This window comes from Streptomyces sp. NPDC057638, assembly GCF_042800315.1.
In the GTDB taxonomy this organism is placed as follows: domain Bacteria; phylum Actinomycetota; class Actinomycetes; order Streptomycetales; family Streptomycetaceae; genus Streptomyces.
Genome location: NZ_JBHVHF010000085.1, coordinates 1 through 26,373 on the forward strand (window position 1 = coordinate 1; position 26,373 = coordinate 26,373).

Below are 26,373 nucleotides of genomic sequence, written 5' to 3' on the forward strand. Positions count from 1 at the left end.
GGTCCACCGCGTACGCGTACGCGGTGGACCTGTCGTGGCGGCCGGGTGCCACACCCCGTTCGCTCCGGGCGACAGGGCTCTCGTGATCGGGGCGAGCGATCAGCGGTTCCCGGGCGATCTGACCGCCGCGCACGGTGGTCCGCCCAATGGGCCGCCCAGAGAGCATGCCCGGCCCGGTATACGCGTGGTCGCCCCGTTCGCTACCACGCGCTCGCCCCGCCCTGTCCCTCCCACCGACCGGATCGGCCCTCGCTGTCCCGCGGACGCGGTAAAGCGCCCCCCTGGCGTGCTCGTGGAAGGAATGGTCTTGCCAGCAACGTCTCCGCCGCCCGAGCTGCGCCATCTGGGCATCCTCCTCGACGGGAACCGCCGCTGGGCACGACGGCACCGGCTGCCCGTGAGCGAAGGCCACCGCCGTGGATTCCGCCGCATCCCCGACGTACTCGGCTGGTGCGAGGAGAGCGGTCTGGAGGTCGTCAGCCTGTTCATGGTCTCCGACCGGAACGCCCGGCACCGGCCCGCGGCGGAACTGGAGGTGCTGTACGCGACGGTCAGCGAGATCCTGCCCCGGCTGCTCACCCGTCCTGCCTGGCGGCTGCGCCATATCGGCGTCGCCGAGCTGCTGCCCGCTCCGCTCGTCGCCGCGTTACGCGACGCCGAGCGGGGCAGCCGGGAGGGTACCGCGATGACAGTCAACCTCGGGATCGGCTACGGAGGCCGTGCCGACATCCTGGCCGCCCTGCGCGGCCTGCTCTCCGCCCCCGTCGGCTCTGCTGCCGCTCTGACGGAGGACACATTCGGCCAGCGGCTGTCCACCGGCGGCCAACCCGACCCCGACCTGATCATCCGCACCTCGGGTGAGCTGCGCACCTCCGGGTTCCTGTCCTGGCAGGCGGCCCAGGCCGAGTGGTACTTCAGCCCGAAGATGTGGCCGGAGTTCGACCGCGCCGACTTCGACGCGGCACTGGCCGCCTACCGCGAACGCGACCGCAGGCAGGGTTCGTGAACAGCCCCGCCCCACCGCTGGCCGTACTGGACATGGACGGCACCCTGTTCCCCGGTGTGCTGGGCACCGACCTGCTCGCGCATCTGGCACGGACCGGGATCGCCGACACCCATCACGCCGACGCGGCCCTGGCGGCGCTCCAGCGCTACCACGAAGGCCGTGACCCTCTCACTCCGGCCGCCAGCGCCGTCTACGCCCACTACGCCGCGGCGCTCAAGGACCGGCACCCCGCCGATGTGGCGGGGGCCGCGGGCGAGGTCTGGGCCGCCGCCCGCGAGCGGCTGTTCCCCTTCACCCGCCCGCTCCTGAGCCTGCTGGAGAACGCCGGGTTCACCTGTCTGCTCATCTCGGGCAGCCCGCAGGAGGTGGTCCGCCTGGCGGCGGCCGATCTGGGCATCGCCCACGCCCTCGGTACGATCGCCGACACCCACGCCGACCGCTACACCGGGACGCTCAGCACCGCCCTCGGCCTGCCCGGCGGGAAGTCCGGCGCCCTCAGAGCCCTGGGCGTACACCCCACCGCCCGTCCGAACATCGCTTTCGCCATCGGCAACTCCATCAGTGACGCCGAGATCTTCCACCAGACCGCTCACCCGGTCGCCTTCGAGCCCGACGCCGAACTCGCCACACTCGCCCGCCGTCATGGATGGGCGACCGCCCACCGCCACAACCTCCTGGAGACCATCGACACCACCGGTCTTGCGCGCCACCGCGCCCCCCACGGCCAGACCCCCGGGGACCCGTGAACCACTCGCGGGGAACGCGGCACGGCGGGCACGTGTCGTCCTCACACCTTCCAGCGGACCGCGGAGTTCTGCTTGGAGGGGCGAATCCGCAGGTCAGCGCATGTACGAGAGGCTACGGTACGCGTATGTTCACCGGCAGTCGATGATCACCACCAGGAGGTATCTCCACGCAGAGCAAGCGGACACGGATAGCGCTGCGGGCGGGTATCGTCACCCTGCTGGCGGGCACGCCCGCCGCGATCTACGGCGTCGCCGAGTCCCTGTTCGAGGTCGGACATCGTGCGCGTGGGTGATCACGGTGGGTGAACCGGCGCCACAGCCGCCACGGCCCGCGCCATCTGGCTCCGTGGGAGGAAGGGGCCGTCTCAGCCATATCGCTCGACAAGCGCGTCGCCGATCGAGGCCAGGTGGTCTCGCACCTCCGGAGGGCCGGTCACCTCCAGCCATGCGACGAGCCCGGAGAGCTCGCCCGCGAGCACGTACGCGTCGCTGCCGCGGATCACGACCTCGACGCGGCCGTCGGTCGTGGCACCTCCCACCTCAAGCCGGTCGCCGAGCGCCATCCGGAGCAGGCCCATCCCGTGGGGCACGCACACCGCCTGGATCTCCAGGGGCGTTCGCTTGCGCTCGACCTCGTCGGCGATCTCGCGCCAGCTCGCGGCGAGGTCGAAATCCTCGGGGCGGTGCACGGGATCGCCGGTCGGGTCGGCGGACGCCGCGGAGAAAGGCCCTGGATCGAGTTCATGGAGGATGCGTTCGGCGGCGACTTCTATTTCGTCCACTTCAATCGGCGGCCAGGCGTCGCGGACGCCGTGTTCGAAGAGAACACCTTCCGGTTCCTTCGCAATATGTACCGGAAGAACGAGCCCCCCAGGGAACCTCAGCCGGGTATGACGCTGATCGATCTCGCCAGATCGGAAACCCCACTCGGCGATCCCCTCATGAGCGACAGCGAACTGGCCGTTTTCGTCTCGGCTTTCGCATCGACAGGGTTCACGGGCAGTGTGAACTGGTACCGGAACCTTGACCGCAACTGGCGCCTGCTGGCGGACGTGGACCCGATCATCCGGCAGCCCACGCTCATGATCTACGGCGACCGGGACGTGATCCAGAAATCCGCCAACCTGGCGGAGTTCGTGCCCCATGTGGATGTGGTCAATCTGGATTGCGGCCATTGGATACAGCAAGAGAGGCCGGACGAAACCAACCAGGCGATGACGACATGGCTGGAGCAGCGGGATGTCCGCTGAGGGCTGTCCCGCGATCCCCGGCGGGCGGTGACAGGACAGTCCTCAGGCCACGCGGCACGGAGGGCACGTCACACCGGTCATGAAGGCCGGGAGCCCCAGCACGGCACCGGGCGGGAGCGGTGTGCGGGCGTTCACCTGAGCCGGGGCGGGCAGGCGAGCGGGCTCGGGCGCGCGCCGGAGCAGGGCGGGCGTGCGGGCGGGCAGGGCTCTCATCGTTCCGGCGGCGCCGGACGCACCGGACAGGTGGACTCCCGGGACGTCGGCCCGCTCCTCACCGATTGGTCCCGGGACGTCGGCCCGCTTCTCACCGGTTGGTCCCGGGCCACCGCGACGGCGTTCCTGCCCGGGACGAGCGTGGCGTGCCACATGCGCTGGGCCTCCGGCGCGGGGTCGGTGGGTGTCAGCCGCACCTGTCGGAGGACCTCGCGCATGATGACCTTCATCTCCATCGTGGCGAGTTGCGCGCCGACGCAGTAGCGGCGGCCACCACCGAAGGGGAGGAACGACTTCTGCGCTGGTTTGGCGTTCTCCCCCAGGAAGCGTTCCGGCCGGAACTCCCCGGGGTCGGGATACGCCGCCTCGTCCTGGAGGATGAGCGAGAACATCGGGATGGCCACCCACCCGCCGGGGACCTCGTACGGACCGACGCGCAACGGCTTGTCCAGCAGACGCCCCATGCCGAAGATCACCGGGCGGGACCGCAGCGCTTCCTTGACGACCGCGTCCAGATAGGTGTCGTCCTCGCCTCGGTCGATCTCCTCCTGGAGTCGACCGAGTACCTCCGGGGTGCGCATCAACCGCTCGAAGGTCCAGGACAGACCGGTCGCCGTGGTTTCCAGGCCGGCCTCCAGCAGGGTGAGCAGTTCGTCGCGGATCTCCTGGTCGCGCATCGGGCGGCCCTGGTCGTCCCGGGCCTGGAGGAGCCGTCCGAGGACATCGGTGGCCTCCTCGCCCTGCTCGTCTCTGCGCCGGGCGATCTCAGCGAACAGGACGTCGTCCACCAGGGTGGCGGCCCGCTGGGCGCGGGTCGTCGGCAGGAACGGCAGACGCATCGCCAGCCGTGACCTCTCCGCCCAGGTCCGCAGTCGTGGGGGTGTCAGGAACAGGGCCGGGGATCCGGTGGCCCGGGACAGGGCCATGAGAGCGGCGCGCAGCCGGACTCCCTGCTCGGTGTCACGGACACCGAAGACCACCTGGAGGGTGACCTCCAGGGTGATGGCCTGCATCCGCTCACGCAGGGGGAACGGGCGGCCGCGCGGCCATGTGCCGATGTTCTCCGCGGCGATCTCGGCGATCATCCCGGGATAGCTCGCGATGGACCGGCCGTGCAGGGCGGGACTGAGCAGCTTGCGGTGGCGCCACCACTCCTCGCCGTCGTTGGTGAGCAGGGAGTGCTCTCCGAGCCACGGCACGTATCCCGCGCGCAGCGCTCCGGCGCGGCTTCCGTCGCCGTCGGTGCGGTAGATCTCGGCCGCCAGCTCGGCCGTCCCGACGACGACTTGGGGCGGGAGTCCGAGCAGTTTCATGCGGAACACCGGCCCATGGCGTCGCCGCAGGGTCTCGAAGTACCGCACCGGATCGCGCATATGGATGGTCTGGAGGATGGCGGGCTGCCGTGATCCAGGGGGAAGGGGATGCATGAGTTTTCTCCGTTCTCCAGCGTCTGCCCAGTTCAGAACCTGCGGAGATGCTGGCCATGGAGGCCGGCCCATCAGGGATCCACTGCTGGCCGGGACGGCCAGGGTGGTGGGGACGTAAGCGAGTGCGGGAGCTGATAGGGGATTCTAGATGCGGAGGAGACAGCCGCTCATTCATGGGTCATCGGTGACTAGGGAAATCCATAGACGCCCAGAGAGGCGAGAGAGGCCCGTGGGGAACCCTGTTAATCTCGGCGAAATCCTCACCGAGTCCCTCGACGGCATGCGGTTTCCTCGCTGCCTCACGGAATGGCGCTTCAGACCACAGACTCTCAGAGATCTCGGGGTTTCATGCGAGCCATCATCACCGAAAGTCCTCCCAGCGAGGTCGCGGGTGGAGCGGGCGGCAAGGGGAGGAATCTCCACACACTTTCACGGAACGGATTCAACGTTCCCCGCTGGGCCGTGGTCGGTCTCGATGTATTCCAGGAATTCCTCACCGCACTCAACACGTCGGGACGCGTCGACGCGCTCCTCGCCGATATCACCCAGGACACCGCGGGGCAGATCTCCCGGCAGCTGGCCGAACTCATCGAGTCGCGGGAGCTGGGCGAGCGGGCCACGGCGGTCATCGAGGACGCCTACGCGCGGGTCGGGCGGGGCCGGGTCGCGGTGCGCTCCTCGGGCGCCGAGGAGGACGGCTCACGGCTGTCCTTCGCCGGACAGTTCGCCACCGCGCTGAATGTCTCCGGGCTCGACGAGGTGACGACCCATGTCAGACGGTGCTGGGCGTCGGTCTTCTGTGAGCGGTCCCTGCGCTACCGGCTGCGCCACGGGCTGCCGCCGCGCGGCGCCGGTATCGCCGTCGTCGTCCAGGAGATGGTGGACTCCGAGCGCAGCGGTGTGCTGTTCACCGCGGATCCGGTGAGCGGCGACCGGCGTCGGTACGTGGTCAGTTCGGTCTACGGGCTGGGCGAGGGCCTGGTGTCGGGGGCGGTCGACGCGGACACCGTGACCCTCGACGCCGCCACCGGCACGGTGGCCGCGACCGTGCTGGGCGACAAGCGGGAGCGCTATCACGCGGCGCCGACGGGGTCCGGATGTCTCGTCAGTGACGTGCCGCGGGCCGAGCGGGAGAGTCCGTCGCTGACGGCGAAGGACCTGGCGCGGCTGCATGACGTCGGGACGCGCGTCCACGCGGCCTTCGGCGCTCCGCAGGACATCGAGTGGGCGTTCGCGGGCGATGTCCTCTGGGTCCTCCAGTCCCGTCCCATCACCGCGCTGCCGGATCACCCCGCGCCCGGGGACGACGCGCTGGGGCCCACCGGGATCCCTCCGACCGGCCCGCGTACGGGTGAGCTGCGGATCTGGGACAACGCGAATATCGTCGAGAGCTTCGCCGGAATCGTCTCACCGCTGACGTACACCTTCGCGGCCCAGGTCTACGGCACGGTGTACGAGAACTACGCCCGGAGCCTGCGGGTTCCGCGGGCCGAGCTCCGCGAGATCGCGGAATGGGCCCCTCACATGCTCGGATACTTCCATGGCCGGGTCTACTACAACCTGTTCAACTGGTACCGGATGGTCCGTATCGCACCGCTGTACCGGCTCAACAGGAGAGTCCTGGAGATCGCCATCGGCGTGGAGGAGGAACTGGACGACACGACGGCGGAGGCGATCTATCCGTATACCTTCGCGTCGTCCCCGCGCGGTCGGCTGACCCGGGCCAGAACGGCGGCCGTGTTCGTACGTCGCTTTCTCACCATGAACCGCTCGGTCGAGCGCTTCATCGCGTACTTCTACGCGGCGTACGAGGAGTTCGACAACGTCGACTACGACGCGATGGAAGGCCAGGAGGTCTATCGGCGATTTCGCGCCCTGGAGAAGGATCTGCTGGAGAAGTGGGGGCCGATGCAGATCGTGGACGCGGCGATCCTGTGGTCCATCGGCGCGCTCGCCCTGCTGAACCGACGCTGGCTGCCCGACGCTCCCCCCTGGCTCACCTGGAGCGCCGCGAGTCCGGGTCCGCGGGTGGAGTCCCTTGAGCCCGCCCGTGCGCTGGCGCGTCTCGCGGCCGCCGTGCGTGCGGACGCCGAACTGGACCGTCTCGTCCGGGAGACCGCGCCGGAGCGCACCCATGAGGCGCTGCGCGCGGGCGGCCACACGGAGTTCCTCGCGTCGGTGGACGCCTACGTCGCCGCGTACGGCTATCGCAGCCTCGACGAACTCAAGCTTGAGGTGCCCGATCTGCGGGAGGACCCCTCGACCCTGTTCGCGATGGTGCGCGCCGCGCCGGCCGAGGTGGACGCCGACCCCGCCGCGCAGGCGGACGCGTATCTGGACGCCCATCTGCGGGGGCCGCGCCGGGTGGTCCACGGCATCGTCCGCCGCACGGCCCAGAGCGCCCTCAACAACCGGGAGCGGCTGAGGTTCTGCCGCACCCGTGCGTTCGGCTCGGCGAAGCGGATGCTGCGGGCCATGGGCCGCGACCTCGCCCGGATGGGGGCGATCGACCACTGGACGGACGTCTTCCTCCTCCAGCTCGACGAGGTGCGCGGAGCGTACGAGGGGACGACGGGACACCGGGGCCTGCGGGGTGTCGTGGAGCTGCGCAAGGAGCAGCGGGCGGCGGACGAACGGCTGTCCGCGCCCTCCCGGTTCCGTACCCGCGGGGCTCCCTACTGGCGGGGAAATCTGGAGCGGGCCGGCTTCACGACGGGCCCGGTGGCGCGTACCGGAGTCCGCGAGCTGCGCGGGACGCCCTGCTGCCCCGGGGTGGTGGAGGCCCGTGCCGTGGTCACGGACACCCCGGTGGAGGTGAACGGCGGTGTGCTGGTGACCTACCGCACCGATCCGGGCTGGGTCGCCGCGCTGCCGTCCGCCTCGGCACTGGTCATCGAGCGGGGCAGCCCGCTGACGCATGTGGCGATCATCGCCCGTGAGCTGGGCATTCCCACGGTCGTCCAGGTCAAGGGCGTGATGGGGGAGCTGGAGACCGGTATGCGGCTGCGCGTGGACGGGGCCACGGGGGCGGTGACGATCCTGGCCGACGCGCCACCGGGAGCGGAACCCCAGCCGCAGCCGCGGCCGGATGGCGCGTAGCGGACGGCCCGGCAGGACGTACGACGAGAGTCCGCACCCCCGCCGACCGGCGTACGGCGTGCGGCCCTGTGCGGGCCGCCTCAACGACGCGTACGTCCTGAGGCCGAGCGACACCACGACTGGGAGACCCCTGTGATCCTCAGCGAGGAATGCCTGCGACACCTGCTCGACACATCGTTTCCGCAGATCCGTGCCACGGCCGACTGTGCCGTGGTGCTGGAAGGGTCGATCGCCGAGGGCTTCGGAAACTCCTCGTCCGACATCGACTTCCTCCTGATCTCCGACAGCGACGCCGACCTGCCGACCATGCCGTCGCTCCTGTTCGTGGACGGGCGGCGGGTGGAGATCAGGACCCGTTCCGTACGACAGGTCGCGGAGCAGTTCTCCGCGCTCCGGGCCGCCGTGGAGCACCACCCCGGGGCGGCCGCGGAGGATCTGCTGAACCGATGCCAGCGGCTGCTGCGCAGCGTCCCGCTGCGCGGTCCGGAGCTGGTCGCGAAGGTCAAGGACATGATGTCCTTCGACGACTTCCAGATCATGGCGGGCGCGTGGTGGGCGCACGCCGCACGCCAGTCGATCCGGTACTCACTCGCCCTGCGGCGGCTGGGCCAGGAGCGGGAGGCCGCGGCCTGGACGGAGGCCGGTCTGGTGCAGGCGGTGAAGTCCTGGCTGGCGGGGCGTGGGGAGGCGTATCTGGAGCCGAAATGGCTGCCCCAGCAGTTGGCCCGGGTCGGTGAGCACCCGTTGTCCACCCGGTATCGGACGCTCGCGTCATGGGACGCCTGCGGTCTCGACTCCGCCGACTACGTCACCGCGGGCGCCCGGCTGGCGGCGGAGCTGGGGGTGACGGGCGCCGCGCCCGAGTCCGGGCGGATCACCCTGGCCAGGGCGGACGAGGTCACCACCTGGCAGACCGGTGACCGTGTGCATGTGGTCCGTGGCCGGCAGGATGTGTTCGTGCTCGGGGATCGGGCGGCGCGGGCCTGGCGCTCACTCGTCTTCGGACGGACGCTGGAGCGGACACTGGCCACGGCGGACGCCTCGGATGCCCCGCAGGCGGGCCCCCTGATCGCCCAGTTCCTGCGGTTCGGTCTGGTGCGAGCGGCGTGGGGGGACGAGGGCCCGATCGTCCCCCGGATGCCGCTGGCGGCCCCCACGGGCGCCATCACCCCGCCGCCGTCCACCGCGCGGCCGGTCGTCGGCGTGGGGGGAGCGACCGTCCATGGCGCGGACGCGGTCGCTCTCGTGCCGGTGCCCGCCCGCCGGTTCAGCGCCGCCGCCATGACGCTGGTGTGGTCCAACGTCCAGGTGGAGAACGCCCGCGAGGACCTCGTCGGCGCCCTCGACCGCGAGCAGTGGGGCGTCGCCCAGCTCAGCGCCCGCAGGATGCTGCGGTTCGCCCTGCGGGGGCTGCTCAGCGCCCACGCCGTCCAGCCGCTGCCGCCGGACTCCGAGGTCGTGAGCCGGCTGTCGCTCCTTCCGGCCGGGCCGGACCTGGACGGGATACGGACGCGGGCCGCACACCTCGACACCCTCACGATCGCCTCCGCCGCCCAGGGGTCCGCCACGCTGACGGCGCTGGATGACTTCGTCCTGCACGTCCGCCGAGCCACGGGCGCGGACGGCTTCCCGTCCTCCTTCACCTCGGCGGACGCATGGCGGCGGACCCTGGACATCGGCTACGACTGGCTGCGCCTCGGCGCGCATCTCCACGCGGACCTGCCCATCGACGAGGCGAGCGATCTCCTGTCCAGCGGCGGGGCGCAGCCCCATGCCGTCTCGGCCTGACACTGCTGGAGGAACAGTGACATCACAGAGGAACTCCCCCGGTCCGGGCGAGGACGAGGCACGGCCCGGGGCGGGCACGGCGCGGCGACGGGAGACGGCCCGGTGAAACGGCGGTTGAACGTCCTGGTGACCGGCGCGTCCGGACTGGTCGGCGCGGAGGTCACGGCTCGGCTGGTGGCGGCCGGACACGAGGTGACCGCCCTGGTCCACACCAACCCGGTGCTGCTGGGCAATGACGGCACCCCCGTGGACACCGCCGGTGTGCGATGTCTGTCCGGCGATGTGTCCGCCCCGCGGCTCGGGCTGTCCCAGCCGGAGTACGGGTCACTGGCCGGGGGCGGGATCGACCGGATCGTGCACTGCGCCGCCATCACCGACTTCGGCCATCCGGAGGAGGTCTACCAGCGGGTCAACGTCGACGGCACCGCACATGTCGTCGAGCTGGCCCGTGCCTGCGGTGCCGACCTGGTGCACGTGGGCACCGCCTACGTGTGCGGTGAGCGTGACGGGCTGATCCGCGAGACGGAACTGGACGAGGGCCAGCGGCTCGCCAACCCCTACGAGGCCAGCAAACTGCGGGCCGAGACGCTGGTGCACAAGGCCCGGGCCGACGGGGTGCGCACCGCGGTGGTCCGCCCCAGCATCGTCGTCGGTGATGAGCGCACCGGCGTGGTGCGCGACTACAAGAACATCTATGTCGTGCTCAAGCTGGCCACCGAAGGCAAGGTCCGCGCCATCCCCGGCCAGTACGACGCACGGCTGGACCTGGTGCCCGTCAACCAGGTGGCGGACCTGATCACGGGGGTCACCGAGCGGTTCGAGGAGGCGTCGGGCCGCACCTTCCACGCGGTGGGCACACCGCTGACCCTGCGGGACTTCTCCGATGTGATGGCCGAGTACCCCTCCTTCCACGTGCCGCGGTTCGTCCCCCCGGCGAGCTTCGACGCGCGACGGCTGCCCCCGCGGGAACGGCGCTACTACGAGCGGATCGTCACGCTGTACGAGAGCTACTTCCGCCGTCGGATGACCTTCGACGACTCCCACACGGCGGCGCTGGGAGCCCGCAGGGCGCCCGGGAGCGCACCGGACCTGCTGCGCGGGCTGATCGACCACTGTCTGGACACGGGCTATCTGGGGGCGCCACCGGCCACCGCCCCGCACGCGCCGCCGACCGGCGTCCCGGACGCTCCGGCCCGGCCGGACAGCACACCGGCAGAGGTCACACCGGCAGAGGTCACACAGTCAGAGGTCACACCGGCGGACCCCGCCGCCCCGGTCGGGCACGACACGGACGGAGTCCGCCGATGACCCTCCGCCCGCAGGACGTCCGCCCCTTCGGCGACGCGGTCTCCCCGGCCCTCAGCTGCGATCCGCGCAAGCGCGCCCTGTTCTCCTCGGACACCTACTTCCTGGAGAGCCTCGGTCAGCTCGGCACCCTCACCGCCGACGTGGACGGCTTTCTCCACCGGCACGCGGCGCTGCTGCTCAAACCCGACGCGGTCGTCAGCCGGCAGATACCGACGACGGTCGACTGGCTGGCCGAGGGCGGTTTCCGGATCGTGGCCGCGGAGCGGACCCGGCTCACCCGTACCGCCGTGCGGTCGCTCTGGTACTACCAGTGGAACCTGGCCACACCGCAGCGGCGCCGCCTGGCCGACCTGTTCCTGGATTCGTGCGACGCGCTGGTGCTCGTCGTACGCCCGGTGGCAGACGAGCCCGAGGCCGTGCCGGCGTCGGTCGTCCTGACCGAGCGCAAGGGCCCGACCGATCCCCTGGCCCGGGTCCCCGGCCAGCTGCGGTACGCGATCGGCCGGTACAGCTATCTGCTCAACCTCGTCCACACCCCTGACGAACCCGCGGACGTGGCACGGGAGCTGGGGATCCATTTCGACACGGCCCAGCGGGAGCGGCTGTACGCCGACGCGCTGGCGGGCGAGGACCGGTCGGGGCGCGCACGCGACCTGGCCGAGCGGTTGCACGCCGAGGTGCCACGGCGCGACCTCACCTTCGGCCCGGCGGCGGAACGACTGCGGCGGGCCGTGGCCGAGGCCGCGGAGTCCCTGCCGCCGGGAGCGGTCCGGGACGGGCTGGGCGCGGCCCTGCCGGCCGCCCACTCCCCCACCGGGTACGCACGGCTGGTGGAGGCCGTCTGGCGGGCCGGGCTGCCGCTGGACCCCTGGGACATGGTGATCGTCGGCACCCATGTCCTGCCGATGAAGCGCGCGGGACTGGCCCCCGTACTCGACGGCGTCAGCGTGTCCGACTGGCGGCTCCATCAGACATGGCTCGCGGCCGGGCAGCCCGCGGCCACGTAACACGGAGGAGAAGCATGGACACGGTCGAATTCAGCCGTACGGTACCCCGGGAGCTCGTCCACCGGCTGAGTGTGACGGAGGTGCTGGTCACGGGCGCCCTCGCCCGCGACGAGGACACCCTGGACGTCGGCGTACAGATACCGCGCTCCCACGCCTTCTACCGGGACACGGCGGGATGCCGCCCCTTCTACGACCCGATGGTGCTGGTGGAGGCGGCCCGGCAGACACTCATCATGCTGGGGCACGATCTGTTCGACATGCCGTTCGGCACGAAGTTCATCCTGCGGGAGATGGTCCTGCGGGACGCGGACCTGACCGCGCTCTCGGTGCGCGGTGTGCCCACCGACGTCGTGTTGCGCTGCCGCGTCGTCCGCCGCTTCGGTGACCACACGGGCGTACGGGGCGCACGGCTGTCCTACCGCGCGCTGATCGATGACCGCGTGGCGGCGACACTGGAGTGCAGCATGTCCTGGATGCCGGCCGACCCGTGGCAACGGATGCGTGACGAGGGGCGCAGGGCCCTGGGGTTGCGGCCGGGGCCTGCGGTCGAGGCCCCCGAGCCGCGGCCACGGGTTCCGAAGACCCTGGTGGACCGCCAGGACGCCACGAACGTGGTCCTGTCCGGCTTCCGGGTCGCGCCCGGCGCGGGCGGGACGGGGACCGCGGGGCTCGTGGTCGACACCGGTCACCCCGTGCTGTTCGACCATGCCGTCGACCACATCCCCGGCATGCTGACCCTGGAGGCGTTCCGGCAGGTGAGCATCGCCACCGCCGTCGCCACCGGGGCGCTGCCGTCGGCGGCGGCACTGCTCACCGGGGTGCGTACGCGCTTCACCGGGATCGGCGAGCTGAGTCTGCCGCTCACCTGCGAGAGCACACTGGCCGAACGGACGGGGACGAGCGCCGTCCTGCGGTGCGCCATGCGGCAGGACGGACGCCTGATCGCCGAGGGCGATGTGGGCCTGACCTGGCCCGGCACGGCGACGGGGGCGCGATGACCACCCGGCCGTCCCCGACTCCGTACGCTCTCGACATCGACGGGCTGCTGACCCGGACTCCCACCGTGCGCCACCGACTCGACCTGTCCCGGCCGGTCTCCCGGGCGCTGCTCGCCCACTGCCTCCAGATCGCCCTGCACGCGCCGAACGGGGGCAACCGGCAGAGCTGGCGGTTCCTGGTGATCGACGATCCGGAGACCAAGGCGGGGATCGCACGGCACTACAAGGCCGCCTCCGACGCCTATCTCGCCGCCACTCCCCCCACCGCGATGAGCGAGCGGGCCGTGGACGGGGTGCGCCACCTGGCGGACCATCTGCACCTGGTGCCCGCCCTCGTGCTGGCCGGAATCCGCGGGCGGCTGCCCCGCGACGCGACACTCGCCCAGCAGTCCAGCTTCTTCGGGTCCGTCTACCCGGCGCTGTGGAGCCTGATGCTCGCCCTCCGCGGCCGCGGTCTGGGCACCGCGCTCACCACGGTGCACCTCGCCCGCGAACGCGAGGTGGCGGCGCTGGTCGGCATCCCGGCCAGGACCGTGACCCAAGTCGCCCTGGTCGCCGTCGCGCACACGACGGGGGGATCCGACTTCCGTCCGACCCCGCGGCAGCCACTCGACGATGTCGTGTCCTGGAACAGGTGGCAGAGGTGACGAGCCCCCCGGCCGTCGCTCAGGTGCCAGCGCGGCTCGGCCACTTCGTACGGCGGATGTTCCGTCCACGGATCTATGTCACCTACGGCGTGCTCTGGACCGTCGCCCTGGAGGGCACCGCCGAGAACCTCTCGGGGTCCGGTGCCGCGTGGACGCCCTCGTGGCCGACGGGGGTACGCGCGGCGAGCGTGGTCCTGGCGCTGCTGTTCGCCCGCATGGCCGACGAGCAGAAGGACCTGGAGTACGACCGGCGCCACCACCCGGACCGGCCCCTGGTGACCGGCGCCATCACGGTCGCGGAACTGCGCGGCGCCATGGTGCTGATCACCGTCCTCCTCATCGTCCTCAACCTGCTGGTCTCGGCGGTCTCGGTGGCGTTGATCCTGCTCGGCCTGGGCTACACGCTGTTCCTGGTCGCGCTGGAACGCCGGTTCCCCCGTGTCGCCGGTAACCCCCTGACCGGTCTTCTCGTCAGCTACCCGGTGCAGGTGCTGCTGGCGGTCTACCTCTACGGCTCGCTGCTGAGCGCGGGCGTGATCGACGCCGACCGACGGGCCGTGCCGCTGCTGGCCATGTTCGCCTGCGCCTTCCTCCAGTTCGAGTTCGCGCGCAAGACCGAGTGGCGCCAGGACCCGGGGGCGCGGCTCTACTCACAGGTGTTCGGCCCACGCGGCAGCGCGGCGATCAGCCTGGCCCTCGCCGTGGGCGCCGTGGCGCTGGGGCTGGCGCTGCTGGGAAGGGCGGGCCTGCTGCCAGCGCTCGCCCTCGTCCTCCCGGCGCTCGGAGCCTGGCGCTTCCTGCTGCGCCGGAGGCCGTCGGGACTGCTGCTCCCGGCGATGGGCTTCGTCCTCCTCTTCCACCTGCTGTGTCTCTCCGGGTCCACCGTGACCGCGCTCGGGTGGTGAGAGGGATGTCATCGGTGATCATCGAGAGGGTACGGATCTTCGACGGGGAGTCGCTGGTGGGCCCCGGCTCGGTGGAGTTCGCCGACGGTGTCATCACCCGCGTCGTCCGCGCCCCGTCGGCATCGGTGTCGGCGTCGGGACGGGCATCAGCGTCGGCGTCGGCGTCGGCCGAGGTGATCGACGGGGCGGGCCTGACACTGCTGCCGGGGCTGATCGACGCGCACACGCACGTGTTCGACGCCGAGAGCAATCTCCGGCAGGCCCTGGCCTTCGGCGTGACGACCGAACTCGATATGTTCATGGGCCCGCCGGAGGCCACCCGGGCGCTGTGCGCCCTGGCCCGCGAGCGCGCCGACCTCGCCGATCTGCGCAGCGCGGGGCTCTTGGCGAGTGCGCCGGGAGGACATCCCGGCGTCACCATGCCGCTGCTGCCGACCGTCGCCGGGCCCGGACAGGCGGACGCCTTCGTGGCCGCCCGACAGGCGGAGGGCGCCCACTTCATCAAGATCATGGTGGACGACGGCGCCAACCACCGGAGGTCGCTGCCCGCGCTGGACCGGGCGACCGTGACTGCGCTCGCCGACGCCGCGCGCCGCCGGGGGCTGCTCACCGTGGCTCATGTGTCCGCCGTGTGGTCCGCGCGGCTCGCCCTGGACAGCGGTGTCGACCTGCTGACACACCTCCCTCTGGAAGCCGCTCTGGACGAGGACTTCGTCCGCCGGGCCGCGCTTCAGCGACGCGTCGTCATTCCCACCCTGGCGATCCTGGAGGTGTCCGCTCCGGAGAACGATCCCGCCGACTGCGCCGCACGGTCCCTGGTACATGATCCGCGGATCGCCGACCACCTCCCGGACCCTGTCCTCGCCGTGATCGCGGAAGGCGGCGAGGGCCTGTGTGTGGAGCACCCCTTGCCCGGACACCGATTCCACCACGCCCTGTCGAGCGTGGCCCGGCTGCACCGGGCGGGCGTGCCCGTACTCGCCGGAACCGACGCCAACCACCGGCCCGGACGTGCCTGCCCGATCGTCCACGGCGCCACCCTCCACGCCGAACTGGCCCTGCTCGTCCGGGCGGGTCTGACTCCGGCGCAGGCGCTCACCGCGGCGACCTCGGCACCGGCCGCCCACTTCGGTCTCTCCGACCGGGGGGTCATCGCGCCGGGGCGACGCGCTGACCTCGTGCTCGTCGAGGGCGACCCCACACAGGACATCACCGCCACCCGGTCGATCACGGCGATCTGGCGGGGCGGTGTGCGCGTCGACCGCACAGCGCACCACGACCGCACCGCCGCGCACACGACGGCGGGTCCCGGCGGCACCCCCACGAAGCGGAGAACACCATGACCGACGGCTCGGAACTCCTGACCGGTGTCAGCGGCACCGCGCTGGTCGTGAGCATGGCCCGCGCGGCCGAGAGCCGACGGGCGGACCGGCTGTTCGAGGATCGTCTCGCCGGGCCGTTCCTCGACGCGGCGGGCCCGGAACGACAGGCGGTGTGGAACACGGACCAAGGAGAACAGTTCACCGCGGCGATGGGCGACTACTTCGCGCTGCGCACCCGGTACTTCGACGACTTCCTCGGCAGGGCGTGCGCGGCGGGCTGCCGACAGGTGGTTCTCCTCGCGGCGGGTCTGGACACCCGCGCCCACCGGTTGGACTGGCCGGCCGGAACCCGACTGTTCGAACTTGACCTGCCCGCCGTACTCGCCTTCAAGGAGCACGTCCTGCGGGGCGAGACGCCGCGCTGCCGACGCGAGACGATCGCGACGGATCTGCGCGGGGAGTGGCCCGCCCCGCTGGTCGCGCACGGCTTCCGCACGGACGCGCCGACGGCCTGGCTGATCGAGGGAGTGCTGGTCTATCTGACCGCGGACGTGGCGGACAGCCTCATGGGGCAGGTCAGCGCACTGTCGGCGCCGGGCAGCCGGCTCGCCGTGGAGCACGTCACCCGGGCCATGGTCGACTCGGATCAGGCCAGGGAGGCGGTGGCGGACTCGCCGGACGGTGTCGTGAACCTGCTGGCCTCGCTGTGGAAGAACGAGATGACACGCCCTCCCGGCGACTGGCTCGCCGCCCATGGCTGGAGCGCCACGGAGGACCCGCTCACCGATCTGGCGCGCCGTCACGCGCGCCCCGTCCCCCCGGCCTTCGACCCGGCACGACCCGGCACGGGCCGCGTCAGGCTCCTGACGGCCGTCCGGTGACCGCGCACCGGTGTCCGGCGTCCAGCCGCCCGGAGCCATGTCCCCGGGCGGGACCCTCGGCCCGTACGACGCCGCCCCCTGACCCAGCCTGATCCCTCGGACAGGCCCGAGAACGACAGGACCCTCATGCCCGGTCATATTCTCGTCCTCACCATTCCGGCACAGGGGCATATGCGCCCCGCGCTGGCGGTCACCGGAGAACTCGTCCGTCGAGGTCACCGCGTCAGCTTCCTGACCGCGGACGGCTTCGAGCCCGCGGTGCGGGCCACCGGCGCGACCGCGTTCCGCTATGACAGCCTGCTGGGTGAGGCCCTGGGCCCTGGGCGGTACACGAGCCTCACCCCGGACATGCTGGCCTGGTCGGCCGTTCTCTTCCTCCGGGAGAGCACGCGGCTGGTCACACTGGCCCGGCGGCTCTTCGCCGACGATGTGCCGGATCTCGTGCTGTACGACATGATCGTCGCCCCGGCGGGCCGCGCCCTGGAGCGGCTCTGGGACCGCCCGGCGGTGCAGTCCACCCCTTCCCTGGCCTCCAACGACCACTACGCGCAGGTACGCGCGGTCCAGGAGCGGTCCGGGGTGACCGACGACCATCCGGCCGTGACCGAACTCCTCAGCCAGGCCGCGACGTTCGCGGCCGATCTGGGGATCACCGCCGCGCCGGAGTACCTGGTGGACTGGCGTGCCGACAGGAGCCTGGTCTACGTGCCCCGGGAGTTCCAGCCGTTCGGGGAGACCTTCGGGACGGAGACCACATTCGCCGGCCCCTGCCTCTCCCCCGAGTACACCCGGCAGACCTGGCGGGCGCCCCGGACCGGACCGCCTCTCGTGGTGATCTCCATGGGCACCCTCTACAACCACCAACCGGACTTCTTCGCCCGGTGCGTCCGCGCCTTCGACGGCCAACCGTGGCGGACGGTGATCACCCTCGGCAACGGCTCCGACCCGAAACAGTTGGGCCCCCTGCCGTCGAACATCGAGGTCCACCCGTGGATCCCGCAACTGGCCGCGTTGCGCCAGGCCGATGTCTTCGTCACCGGCGTGGGGCTCGGCAGCCTGATGGAATCGCTGTACGCGGGCACACCCCCCGTACTGATCCCGCAGGTACCCGAGACCCGGGTGCTCTCCCACCGAGCGGCGGAACTGGGACTCGGCACGATCCTGGATCCTGGGGAGGTCACTGAGGAGACGCTCCTGACGGCCGTGAACCGGACGGCCACGGACAAGGCGCTGCGAGAACGGGTACGGCGCATGCCCGAGGTGATGGAGCGGGCCGGTGGCATCAGACACGCCGCGGAGGCTCTCGAAGCCCACCTGCCGTGAGCCGACCGGGCGGCCGCGCCCCCTCCGTCCTCGGGGTCTCGGTATCGCTACGCCGCGAGCCGACAGGCCGAGGAGTCCGGCTTCACCACCCTGGCCCGTGCGTCGGTTCCCCTCCTCGCATCGGACGACACGGCCTCGCGGAGCACGCGGTGGCCGGTAGGGGCCAGTAGCGTGATGAACCATGAGGAGACGGGCACTTCCGGGCGTTCTTGTCCTTCTGGCGGTTCTCGTCGGACCGGGGAGCCAGGTATCCGTTCTCGCCTCCTCGCCGGACGCCGGGGACGGGCTGAGCCGGTTCCGGAACCAGTCCATCAGCTGGCGCGACTGCGCGGACACCTCGCTCGCGGCGAGCGGCACGGAGTGCGCGCGCATCACCGTTCCGCTCGACTACAGCCGACCGCGGGGGCGGACCATCGAGGTCACCGTCTCACGCATCGCGGCGGCGGATCCGGTGCGGCGACGCGGCATCCTCCAGACCAACCCCGGCGGGCCCGCCGCCCGGGGCCTGGGCATGCCCGCTCTGCTGCGGACGGTGATGGACCCCCGGGTCGCGGCGGCCTACGACGTGATCGGTATGGACACCCGGGGGCTCGGCGAGAGCTCACCCGTCGACTGCGGGCTCACCCGCGGCACCTGGCTGCTGCACGCCCCGGGGCCGGACCGCGCGGACTTCGACGAGGCCGTACGGCTGTCCCGGGACGACGCCCGCTCCTGCTGGGAGAGGGAGGCCGGGACGCTGCCCCATCTCTCCACCCGTAACATCGCCCGCGACATCGACATCGTCCGCGGTGTGCTGGGCGAGCGCAGGACATCGTGGTTCGGGCACTCCTACGGGGCGATCCTGGGGGCCGTCTACGCCCAGATGTTCCCCGACCGGGTCGACCGGATGGTCCTGGACAGCGCACTCGCGCCCGTCGACTATCCGCTCCCGATGGTCCGCCGCCAGGGCCCCGCCAACGAGAGGGCGCTCGACGACTTCGGCACCTGGGCCGCGCGACGGCACAGTACGTACGGACTCGGCACCACGCCCGCCTCGGTGCGCACCGGTGTCGAGGCACTCATCAAGCGGGCGGGCGGCGCGCCGATCCGGATCGACGGGCACCGGATCACCGGCCATGAGCTGCCGCTGCTGTGCTATCTCACTCTCGTCCACGCGAGCGCGAACCCGGAGTTCGCCACCATGCTGCGGCTGCTGCGGGACGCGGCCGACGGTGAACCGGTCGTCCCGCCGCCCTGGCTGCGGGGAACGCTCGATCTGATGTTCGCGGGCGCGGGCACGGACCAGGCGCGGGACTACGCGGCTCAGCTGGCCATGATCTGCGCCGACGCGGCCATGCCCCGCGATCCTGAGCACTACCGGCGGGCGGTGGCGCGCGCCCGGACGTCGCAGCCGGTCTTCGGTGCGATGACCCACGCGCCGTTCCCCTGCGCGTTCTGGAAGGAGCGGCCACGCGAGGCCCCGACCCGGATCGGCAACACCGTCCCCGCCCTTCAACTCCACGCCACCGAGGACCCCCGCACCACCTACGCGGCCGGGCTGCGCTTGCACCGCGCCCTGCGCGCCTCCCGGCTCGTCACCGTGCCGCTCCGAGCCCACACCCTGTACGCGAACGGCTCGAACGACTGCGTCACCGACGCGGTCACCACCTACCTGCTGCACGGCACCCTGCCCTCGCGGGACACCATCTGCCCCACGTAACAGGACAGCGACCGCGCGGTCAGGGTCATAGGGTCGTGCCCGGCCCTCGGGCGTCGGGCGCGGAGATACCGAGACCCGGGCGCGGGGCGAGGCACAGGACGCCGGCCTTGCCGGTGTGCTGGTTGAGCTGGACGCGCCGGGTCGCCGTCGCGCCCCGGCCCTCGGCGATGTCATGAACCCCAGGGAGCGCGGTCAGGACGGCACGGTCTCCCGCACGGCACGCGGGGCGAGCAGAAGGTCCTCATAGCGGTGGTGGTGGCGGGTGGTGGTGCGGTGGTGGAGCAGGGCGGCAGCGCGTGCGGGTTCGTCCGCGTCGACGAGAGCGCGGGCCAGGGTGTCCTGGACGATCTCCCGCTCCACGCGGACGCCACCGATCCGCTCCACCTGGTCACCCAGGGCGTTCAACAGTTCCACGGCGGCGCGGGGGCGGCCCGCCGTGATGTCCGCCAGAGCGAGGCGGTACGGCGTGGGGCGCCGGGGGTGCTCGTCGGTGTCGTGGACGGCACGGACCGGAGGACGGACGCGGTGGGCGTCGCGGACCGGCGTACAGGGCGTCCACCCGCTCGGCGGGCCGCGCCTACTCCACCGCCCAGGCCCAAGTGCCCCCGCCAGGTGTCGACGTCACGGAGTTCAGCCCGTCGGCACCGCGCGCCGCCGGGGAGATGATCACAGTACGGCCCACGATCTCAACCGCTTCTACGGGCCGGGATTTCGCGCCTACGTCGCGTTCTGCCGTCGGCATGCCAGGGCACACTCCTGTGACAGCGGCGGCCTTCTCCCGTCCGGGGCCGATATGCCTGCGAGGGATGCGGGGGGGGAGCCGGGTTCAGCCGGCAGTGCGGACGCGGAGGAAGTCGATGTTCCGGGTGATCGTGGATCAAGCGAAGACGGTGTCCGAGTAGGAACGGCCCAGCGAAACGGTGTTGCTGTCAGAAGTTCCGACAGGTTGTGATCCGGGTCGTCAGGGTGTGCGGGTGAGCGATGACCTGACGATCGGTTTCCTGCCAGTCCAGCTTCTTCTTCCGGTACACGTCGAACGCGGCGCTGCCCGGGCTGTGCCAGGGGGTGCAGGGCGACCCTCTCCGGCGGGTGTCCGGCATCGAGCGTGGCCTGGATGCAGCCGCGCTGCATCGAGTGACCGAAACCGGTCACTGCCGGGTGAATCCCTGCCTCTGGCGGACCGATCTCCGGAGACCCCGCGCCGTCGTTGATCATTCTGGGAGAAGATGCAGCGTCACGCCGCGCGACTCTCAGGTCGCGCTCGGCGCCTACCGAAGGGGATGTCCATGTCGGATACCAGTGCGGCAGTAGACCTCGACTCGGAGAACGAGAACGAGGTATCCGTCGCCGAGGTCGTCACGGAGGCGTTCTTCAACGCGATCCTCGACCAGGCGGACGATACGTCAGCGGGAAAGAGCTTCTACACCCGCGAAGCCTTCCTGGGGGCGTTGGACAGCTACTCGTCCTTCGCCGGGGAGGGTTCGAAGGAGGACCGCCTGCGTGAGATCGCGGCCTTCTTCGCCCACGTCACCCACGAGACCGGCCATCTCCAGTACATCGAGGAGATCGACGGCGCCTCGAAGGACTACTGCGACGAGAACAACACCGACCACCCCTGCGTGCAGGGCGAGGACTACTACGGCCGCGGCCCGCTCCAGCTCTCGTGGAACTACAACTACGCCGCCGCCGGCAACTCGATCGGCTTCGACGGCCTCAACAACCCCGAGATCGTGGCAACAGACGTGGACATCTCCTGGAAGACCGCGCTGTGGTTCTGGATGACGAACGTCCACGGCGTTCTCGACGAGGGCTTCGGCGCCACGATCCGGGCGATCAACTCCATCGAGTGCGACGGCGGCAACACCGCGGCCGTCAACGCCCGCGTCGAGTACTACACCGAATACTGCAACCAGCTCGGCGTCTCCACCGGCGACAACCTCACCGCCTGACACACCCGCACGCCGCCCACACTCCGCTCACCGCGGCCGGGCGGCGTGCCGCGGAGCCCCACGAGGCCCGCTGCACCGGCCCTGCGCCGCCCGAAGGACATCCTGGTTTCTTCCTGAGGGGGCAGCCTGCTCGATGGCAAGCTCCCGCCGGGGCGAGGGCCGCAAGGAATCGAGAGCCATTCGATGTGACGGCCTATCAGTAAAGTCGGCATTGAGTCAGCGTTGGTCCACCTAACCTGACCACAGAACGCCATAGCCGGGACTCGCGGCGGCCCGCCCCGAGCACATCCGTGCCCCTCACGCCAGCCTCGCGGGGCGACCTGGCAGGTCTGATCGACGTGGTCCGGCCGTCGACGCGGTCGGACCATGCCACCTCATCAAAACGCCGGGTCAGCGCACCCGCCCCCGCTTCTTCAGCTGCCCCGGCGGGAGTTCCGGAGCCGCCAGCGGACCCCCGTCGTACCCCGTCACCTCGCCGAAGCGCGCGCCGTCCATCCAGTCCGAACGCGCCTGCACGATCTCCTCGTTGCTCCGTGCGATGAAGTTCCACCACATGACCAACTCCTCCTCGAACGGCTCGCCGCCCAGCAGCATCAGCCCCGCGTCCGACTCCGCGCGCAGGGACAGGTCGGTCCGGCCGCAGCCCAGGTAGAGCATGGAGCCGGGGAGGACCGGGACGCCGTCGACATGGGCCTCGCCCGACATGGAGAGGACCGCGTACTCGAAGTCGGGGTCGAGGGGCAGGCGCAGGTCGGCGCCCTGGGTGAGGGAGAGGTCGGCGCCGACGATCGGGGTGTAGGTGGTGCCGGGGGAGGTCGTTCCGTCGAGGGAGCCGAGGATCAGGGTGGCGGTCAGGCCCGGGGCGGTGATGGTCGGCAGGTCGGTGTGGTGCTGGAAGTGGGGCTCGACATGACGGTGGGCGTCCGGGAGGGCCACCCAGAGCTGGGCGCCGTGGAGGAAGCGGGCGTGGGGGCGGGGGCTCTCCTCGGAGTGGCTGATGGCGCGGCCGGAGGTCATCAGGCCGAGTTCGCGGGGGCGGATGGTGGCGAGACCGCCCGTGCTGTCCCGGTGGAGGACCTCACCCTCGTGGAGCCAGCTGACCGTCTGGAGACCCATATGGGGGTGGGGCGGGACCTGCATCCCGGGCTCGTCGGCGATGTCGTCGGGACCGTAGTGGTCGACGAAGGCCCAGGCGCCCACCATCCGGCGGCCCAGGTTGGGCAGGAGCCTGCGGACCTCGGTGGACTCCCCCAGCGGGACCGTGCGGGGGCTGAGCAGTTCGCGCACCGGCTCGGCGACGACGAAGCCACGGCCACCGCAGACGGAGGGGACGGCCTGACGATCGAGATTACTCATGGCACTCAACCTATTCCCGCGGGAGTGGCGGTGTCGCTCTCCACACGAGGTCGATCACGCACCGTCCATCCCAGTAGTGGAATATTGAACGACCACGCCCGGTTGAGCCGAACGTCAGCGATTCCGAACAGCGCACCAAGGAGAGAGCGAGTGAGCGAGACCTACTTCGAGTTCGGCACCCCGGCCGAGCGGTGGGACCGGGCACAGCTGTTCTTCGACGCCAAGGAGTACCTGACGGCCGCCCGCATCCTGCGCGGCCTCGTCGCCGAGGAGCCGGAGCAGCTGGCGCCGCGACTGCTGCTGGCGCGGACCTATTACCACTCCGCACAGCTCACCCGCGCCGAGACGGAACTGCGCGCGATCCTGGAGCGGCACCCGGTGGAGCACTACGCCCTTCTGATGCTCGGGCGCACGCTGGAGCGGCAGGGGCGGGCCCAGGACGCGGCCCCCTATCTGCGGCTGGCCGCCGCGATGTCCGGGGAGTCCATCCCGTCCGGGCAGTGAGACAGGACGACGCCGGGAGGGACCAGATCCCTCCCGGCGTCTGTTTGCCTCAGTTAAGGAACGATCATTCTTGACCGATCGTTCCTTAACTGCGTAAGGTCGGGCCATGGGACGACCACGAGGTTTCGACGAGGCCGCCGTCATCCGTGCGGCCGCACAGCTCTTCGCCGACCGGGCCTACGACGGGCTCTCGGTGGATGATCTGGTGACCGGGCTCGGCGTGCACCGCAACAGCCTGTACAAGACCTTCGGAAGCAAGCGGGGGCTCTATCTGGCCGCGCTGCGGCACTGTCTCGATCAGGACGTGGCACCGCTCGCCGAGCGGATCACCGCCGCGCCCGGCCGCCAGGAGGCGCTGCGCGCCCTGAGCACCGCCGACACGGGTTCCGGGCTGGATCTGCTGCTGCTGGCCGCCATCGAGCGCGCACCGGTCGACGGCGAGGTGGCCGAGCTGGTGGCGCGCGGGCTCGCCGCGCTCGATGGCGCCATCGCGCACACGGCCGGGCCGGACGAGGACGGCGCCACGCTCATCGCCCTGGCCCTGGGCCTGCGGGTGCGGGTCCGCTCGGGCGCCCTGCTCGTCGGCACCGGTACGGAGGGGGCCGGGCCCGCCACACCGCCTCCGGCCGCGCCGCAGCCCTCCGGCTGATTAGCCCCGCCCCCGTACCGCAGCACCCCACCGCAGGACACAGCTCGTAGCACTCAGCTCACAGCGTGAAGGAGAGAGACATGGCACGGATCCGTATCGACGGCGGCACACTGGTCGTGGAGATCAACGGACTCAACAAGCTCTGGGCCGTGAAGAACCGGCTGACCATCCCCCTGGCACAGGTGCGCGGCGCCACGGCCGACCCCGGGATCATCCGGGAGCCGAAGGGGCTGCGGGCGCCGGGCACCCATGTACCCGGGGTGATCACCGCGGGTACCTTCCACATCGACGACGGACGGGTCTTCTGGGAGGTGCGCGACCCGGCCAAGGCCATCGTCATCGAGCTGGCCGAAGACGCGCCCTACGCCCGGCTGGTCCTCCAGGTGGCGGACCCGCGTGCGGCCGTGGCCCTGATAGAGGAAGCCATTCCGGCGCGTTGACCCGTGGCGGGACGGCCGTTCCGTTCCGTACCCCGCCGATGGCAGAGGCACGGAACGGACCTCACGGGCGCACGACGGCCGCCACCGCCGTGCGCCCCCGAGGAGGACCTGATCGACACGGCCCCTCTCCTGGATCACGACAGCCACAGCGGACCCGCTCAGCGGATCGGCCTCTTCAGCCGGAAATCGACACTCTGGCGAGCAAAGGCGCCCCGGCCCCCGTGGGGCGGGGGACCGGGGCGGCGGTGGCGCGCCGGACTCAGCCGGGAAAGCGCTCGACGAAACGACGCTGCCAGGGGGTCTCCACCGCGCGACCGGCGTAGTGCCGCCGTACATAGGCGACGGCCTCGCGGGCGGGGACGCCGTCGAGGACGGCGAGGCAGGCCAGCGCGGTGCCGGTCCGGCCGACTCCCCCACCACACGCGACCTCCACCCGTTCCGCCACCGCCCGCTCCCATGCCTCGCGCAGTGCGTCGACCGCGTCGTTCCGGTCAGCGGGCAGCCAGAAGTCGGGCCAGCGCAGCCAGCGTGCCTCCCAGTCCCCACCCGGAGGGCGTCGGCCGCGCAGATACAGGCCGAAGTGCGGCTCAGGGCCGACGGGGAGGGGGCGGCGCAGCCCTCGTCCACGGACGAGGCGCCCGGAGGGGAGGGCGAGCACTCCCGTACCGCGCGGGTCCCAGGGGATGGTGGTCATGTGCGGAGGTTAGTGCCGCACCAGGTGCCGTCAGGGCTGGTTGGACCATCACGCCGGTGGCACCGGTGATGCGGTGAGCGGGCGAGGCCCGGCGCCGGGGACATGGCGGTCCCGCCGGCCGATGGGCCGACGGGACCGGGTCAGGCCGTCCGTGTCAGGCGATGTCAGGTGATGTTGACATCGACGCAGACGTAGAAGGCGTTGGGGGTGTCGGCGATGTTCCATACCGCCAGCACCTTCTGCTTGCCGCTCAGACCTCCGAAGTTGACCGAGTGGGAGACCGAGTTGCTGGGACGCGCACCACCGTCGTTGAACTCGGCGACCTTGCGCCCGCCCGCGTAGTACTGCCAGGTGCTGGTGGCGTGCGCCGCCGTCAGCCGCCAGTTGAAGGTGGTCGAACTGCCGACGTTGGTGACCCGCCAGCCCTTGCTGTCGTTGTCGAGCTCCGCGAAGGCGGCGTTGCCACCACTACAGCTCCGCAGTCCCTTCGGGCCTTCGACGCTCTGCGGCTCGTACTTGATGGGACCACACGGCACGGTGCCCGCCTGGCACTGGGCCTGGCGGCTCGGCGGCGAGGTGATGTAACCGTGCGCGCTGGCCGAGCTGGCCGGCAACGATACGGCGAGGAGTGGGGCGATTCCCGCGCCGATGACCATGGCCAGCTTCTTCTTACTGTGCATGTCAGCTCCTTGGGTGTGAAGAGGGGGGAGGAGCACACGGGGTGGCGACACATACACCGGGACGACGGCCGGTCGTGGGGCACCAGCGGTCGGGGGATCCCCAGCGCAATCGTTACGCCACTTGGTCTGGACCATACCCCTTGACTGTTCACAGTCAAGGGGTGATTGGAGGGCGGGATCGCACAGAAGGGTGACAAAGAGCGGCAAAAACATCCCGTTCTCCAGGCGATCCCGTCCAGGAGAGGAGGACTTCTGGCGTGAGCGGACTCGGATCGGAGGGTGGGAGGTGTCGACACCCGGCGGATGGAGGGAGCTGCCGGATGTGTGAGGGTGAGGTGAAGACATCCGGTGGGCGGGGCGGAAGTACACCCGAGGGTGCCGGGAAGCGTCGGGGATGTGCGGGCGCGAGGTGAGCGCGTGGACACCGTCCTGGCTGCTCCCGGTGACCAACACCCCCACGGATGAGGAGACTTGGGAACGGC

The 26,373-nt window shown here is 71.1% G+C and carries 22 protein-coding genes and 2 pseudogenes; 18 read left to right on the top strand and 6 right to left on the bottom strand.

Features of this window, described 5'->3' with window-relative positions; all coding sequences use genetic code 11:
• Positions 1 to 307: 307 nt before the first annotated feature.
• Both uppS and ACFVIM_RS14630 read left to right on the top strand, forming a co-directional pair.
• Complete coding sequence (gene uppS / locus ACFVIM_RS14625) at positions 308 to 1,006, top strand: polyprenyl diphosphate synthase (protein WP_384301072.1); 699 nt, start codon at positions 308 to 310, stop codon at positions 1,004 to 1,006.
• Positions 1,003 to 1,752 carry an HAD family hydrolase gene (locus ACFVIM_RS14630; protein ID WP_384301073.1) on the top strand — a complete coding sequence of 250 codons (750 nt, stop codon included), beginning with the start codon at positions 1,003 to 1,005 and terminating at the stop codon, positions 1,750 to 1,752. The genes uppS and ACFVIM_RS14630 overlap by 4 nt, the downstream gene beginning before the upstream one ends.
• Before the next feature lie 365 nt (positions 1,753 to 2,117).
• Here the strand turns inward: ACFVIM_RS14630 and ACFVIM_RS14635 are convergent.
• A pseudogene (locus tag ACFVIM_RS14635) lies at positions 2,118 to 2,468 on the bottom strand (WYL domain-containing protein); the annotation flags it as partial.
• Between ACFVIM_RS14635 and ACFVIM_RS14640 the strand changes: the two are divergent.
• Positions 2,469 to 3,002: pseudogene (locus ACFVIM_RS14640) on the top strand (alpha/beta fold hydrolase); the annotation flags it as partial.
• Positions 3,003 to 3,211: 209 nt separating this feature from the next.
• On the opposite strand, the gene ACFVIM_RS14645 reads toward ACFVIM_RS14640, so the two are convergent.
• Positions 3,212 to 4,642 (bottom strand): cytochrome P450, encoded by a 1,431-nt coding sequence (locus ACFVIM_RS14645; protein ID WP_384301074.1) that lies wholly within the window; start codon positions 4,640 to 4,642, stop codon positions 3,212 to 3,214.
• A 348-nt stretch (positions 4,643 to 4,990) separates the two neighbouring features.
• Here ACFVIM_RS14645 and ACFVIM_RS14650 point away from each other — a divergent pair, with 348 nt between their 5' ends.
• The 11 genes from ACFVIM_RS14650 (at position 4,991) to ACFVIM_RS14700 (ending at position 19,619) form a co-directional block, all read left to right on the top strand.
• The gene (locus tag ACFVIM_RS14650) at positions 4,991 to 7,741 is read left to right on the top strand and encodes a phosphoenolpyruvate synthase (protein ID WP_384301075.1); all 2,751 of its coding nucleotides are present in this window, start codon (positions 4,991 to 4,993) and stop codon (positions 7,739 to 7,741) included.
• 132 nt (positions 7,742 to 7,873) lie between these two features.
• The gene (locus ACFVIM_RS14655; protein ID WP_384301076.1) at positions 7,874 to 9,529 is read left to right on the top strand and encodes a hypothetical protein; all 1,656 of its coding nucleotides are present in this window, start codon (positions 7,874 to 7,876) and stop codon (positions 9,527 to 9,529) included.
• Between the two features lie 102 nt (positions 9,530 to 9,631).
• The gene (locus ACFVIM_RS14660; RefSeq protein ID WP_384301077.1) at positions 9,632 to 10,837 is read left to right on the top strand and encodes an SDR family oxidoreductase; all 1,206 of its coding nucleotides are present in this window, start codon (positions 9,632 to 9,634) and stop codon (positions 10,835 to 10,837) included.
• Positions 10,834 to 11,844 (top strand): nucleoside-diphosphate kinase, encoded by a 1,011-nt coding sequence (locus tag ACFVIM_RS14665; protein WP_384301078.1) that lies wholly within the window; start codon positions 10,834 to 10,836, stop codon positions 11,842 to 11,844. The genes ACFVIM_RS14660 and ACFVIM_RS14665 overlap by 4 nt, the downstream gene beginning before the upstream one ends.
• 14 nt (positions 11,845 to 11,858) lie before the next feature.
• The gene (locus ACFVIM_RS14670; RefSeq protein ID WP_384301080.1) at positions 11,859 to 12,842 is read left to right on the top strand and encodes a ScbA/BarX family gamma-butyrolactone biosynthesis protein; all 984 of its coding nucleotides are present in this window, start codon (positions 11,859 to 11,861) and stop codon (positions 12,840 to 12,842) included.
• Entirely contained in the window at positions 12,839 to 13,489 is a 651-nt protein-coding gene (locus tag ACFVIM_RS14675) for a nitroreductase family protein (RefSeq protein WP_384301082.1), read from the top strand. Before ACFVIM_RS14670 ends, ACFVIM_RS14675 begins: the two co-directional genes overlap by 4 nt.
• Entirely contained in the window at positions 13,486 to 14,394 is a 909-nt protein-coding gene (locus ACFVIM_RS14680) for a UbiA family prenyltransferase (RefSeq protein ID WP_384301084.1), read from the top strand. Before ACFVIM_RS14675 ends, ACFVIM_RS14680 begins: the two co-directional genes overlap by 4 nt.
• A 5-nt stretch (positions 14,395 to 14,399) precedes the next feature.
• Complete coding sequence (locus ACFVIM_RS14685) at positions 14,400 to 15,737, top strand: amidohydrolase family protein (RefSeq protein WP_384301086.1); 1,338 nt, start codon at positions 14,400 to 14,402, stop codon at positions 15,735 to 15,737.
• Positions 15,734 to 16,597: an SAM-dependent methyltransferase gene (locus ACFVIM_RS14690; protein ID WP_384301088.1), complete on the top strand. Its 864-nt coding sequence runs from the start codon at positions 15,734 to 15,736 to the stop codon at positions 16,595 to 16,597. Before ACFVIM_RS14685 ends, ACFVIM_RS14690 begins: the two co-directional genes overlap by 4 nt.
• 126 nt (positions 16,598 to 16,723) lie before the next feature.
• Positions 16,724 to 17,920, top strand: coding sequence for a macrolide family glycosyltransferase (locus ACFVIM_RS14695; RefSeq protein ID WP_384301089.1), 1,197 nt, complete (start codon positions 16,724 to 16,726; stop codon positions 17,918 to 17,920).
• A gap of 181 nt (positions 17,921 to 18,101) precedes the next feature.
• Positions 18,102 to 19,619 (top strand): alpha/beta hydrolase, encoded by a 1,518-nt coding sequence (locus tag ACFVIM_RS14700; RefSeq protein WP_384301091.1) that lies wholly within the window; start codon positions 18,102 to 18,104, stop codon positions 19,617 to 19,619.
• A 192-nt stretch (positions 19,620 to 19,811) separates the two neighbouring features.
• On the opposite strand, the gene ACFVIM_RS14705 is transcribed toward ACFVIM_RS14700, so the two are convergent.
• A complete protein-coding gene (locus tag ACFVIM_RS14705; RefSeq protein WP_384301092.1) occupies positions 19,812 to 20,033 on the bottom strand; it encodes a hypothetical protein in 222 nt (73 codons plus the stop codon).
• An 872-nt stretch (positions 20,034 to 20,905) separates the two neighbouring features.
• Between ACFVIM_RS14705 and ACFVIM_RS14710 the strand changes: the two genes are divergently transcribed.
• Positions 20,906 to 21,568 carry a chitinase gene (locus ACFVIM_RS14710; RefSeq protein ID WP_384301093.1) on the top strand — a complete coding sequence of 221 codons (663 nt, stop codon included), beginning with the start codon at positions 20,906 to 20,908 and terminating at the stop codon, positions 21,566 to 21,568.
• A gap of 390 nt (positions 21,569 to 21,958) precedes the next feature.
• On the opposite strand, the gene ACFVIM_RS14715 is transcribed toward ACFVIM_RS14710, so the two are convergent.
• A complete protein-coding gene (locus ACFVIM_RS14715; RefSeq protein WP_384301095.1) occupies positions 21,959 to 22,924 on the bottom strand; it encodes a pirin family protein in 966 nt (321 codons plus the stop codon).
• 150 nt (positions 22,925 to 23,074) lie between these two features.
• Here ACFVIM_RS14715 and ACFVIM_RS14720 point away from each other — a divergent pair, with 150 nt between their 5' ends.
• The 3 genes from ACFVIM_RS14720 to ACFVIM_RS14730 all read left to right on the top strand — a co-directional run bounded on the left by ACFVIM_RS14720 (position 23,075) and on the right by ACFVIM_RS14730 (position 24,517).
• Positions 23,075 to 23,428, top strand: coding sequence for a tetratricopeptide repeat protein (locus ACFVIM_RS14720; RefSeq protein WP_384301096.1), 354 nt, complete (start codon positions 23,075 to 23,077; stop codon positions 23,426 to 23,428).
• A 106-nt stretch (positions 23,429 to 23,534) separates the two neighbouring features.
• On the top strand, positions 23,535 to 24,077 hold the full coding sequence (locus ACFVIM_RS14725; RefSeq protein ID WP_384301097.1) for a TetR/AcrR family transcriptional regulator: 543 nt from the start codon (positions 23,535 to 23,537) through the stop codon (positions 24,075 to 24,077).
• 80 nt (positions 24,078 to 24,157) lie between these two features.
• Positions 24,158 to 24,517 carry a hypothetical protein gene (locus tag ACFVIM_RS14730; protein ID WP_384301099.1) on the top strand — a complete coding sequence of 120 codons (360 nt, stop codon included), beginning with the start codon at positions 24,158 to 24,160 and terminating at the stop codon, positions 24,515 to 24,517.
• A gap of 259 nt (positions 24,518 to 24,776) precedes the next feature.
• On the opposite strand, the gene ACFVIM_RS14735 is transcribed toward ACFVIM_RS14730, so the two are convergent.
• Together ACFVIM_RS14735 and ACFVIM_RS14740 are read right to left on the bottom strand one after the other, a co-directional pair.
• Positions 24,777 to 25,211 (bottom strand): protein-tyrosine phosphatase family protein, encoded by a 435-nt coding sequence (locus tag ACFVIM_RS14735; RefSeq protein ID WP_384301101.1) that lies wholly within the window; start codon positions 25,209 to 25,211, stop codon positions 24,777 to 24,779.
• A 164-nt stretch (positions 25,212 to 25,375) separates the two neighbouring features.
• Positions 25,376 to 25,891, bottom strand: coding sequence for a lytic polysaccharide monooxygenase auxiliary activity family 9 protein (locus ACFVIM_RS14740; RefSeq protein ID WP_384301103.1), 516 nt, complete (start codon positions 25,889 to 25,891; stop codon positions 25,376 to 25,378).
• Positions 25,892 to 26,373 lie beyond the last annotated feature (482 nt).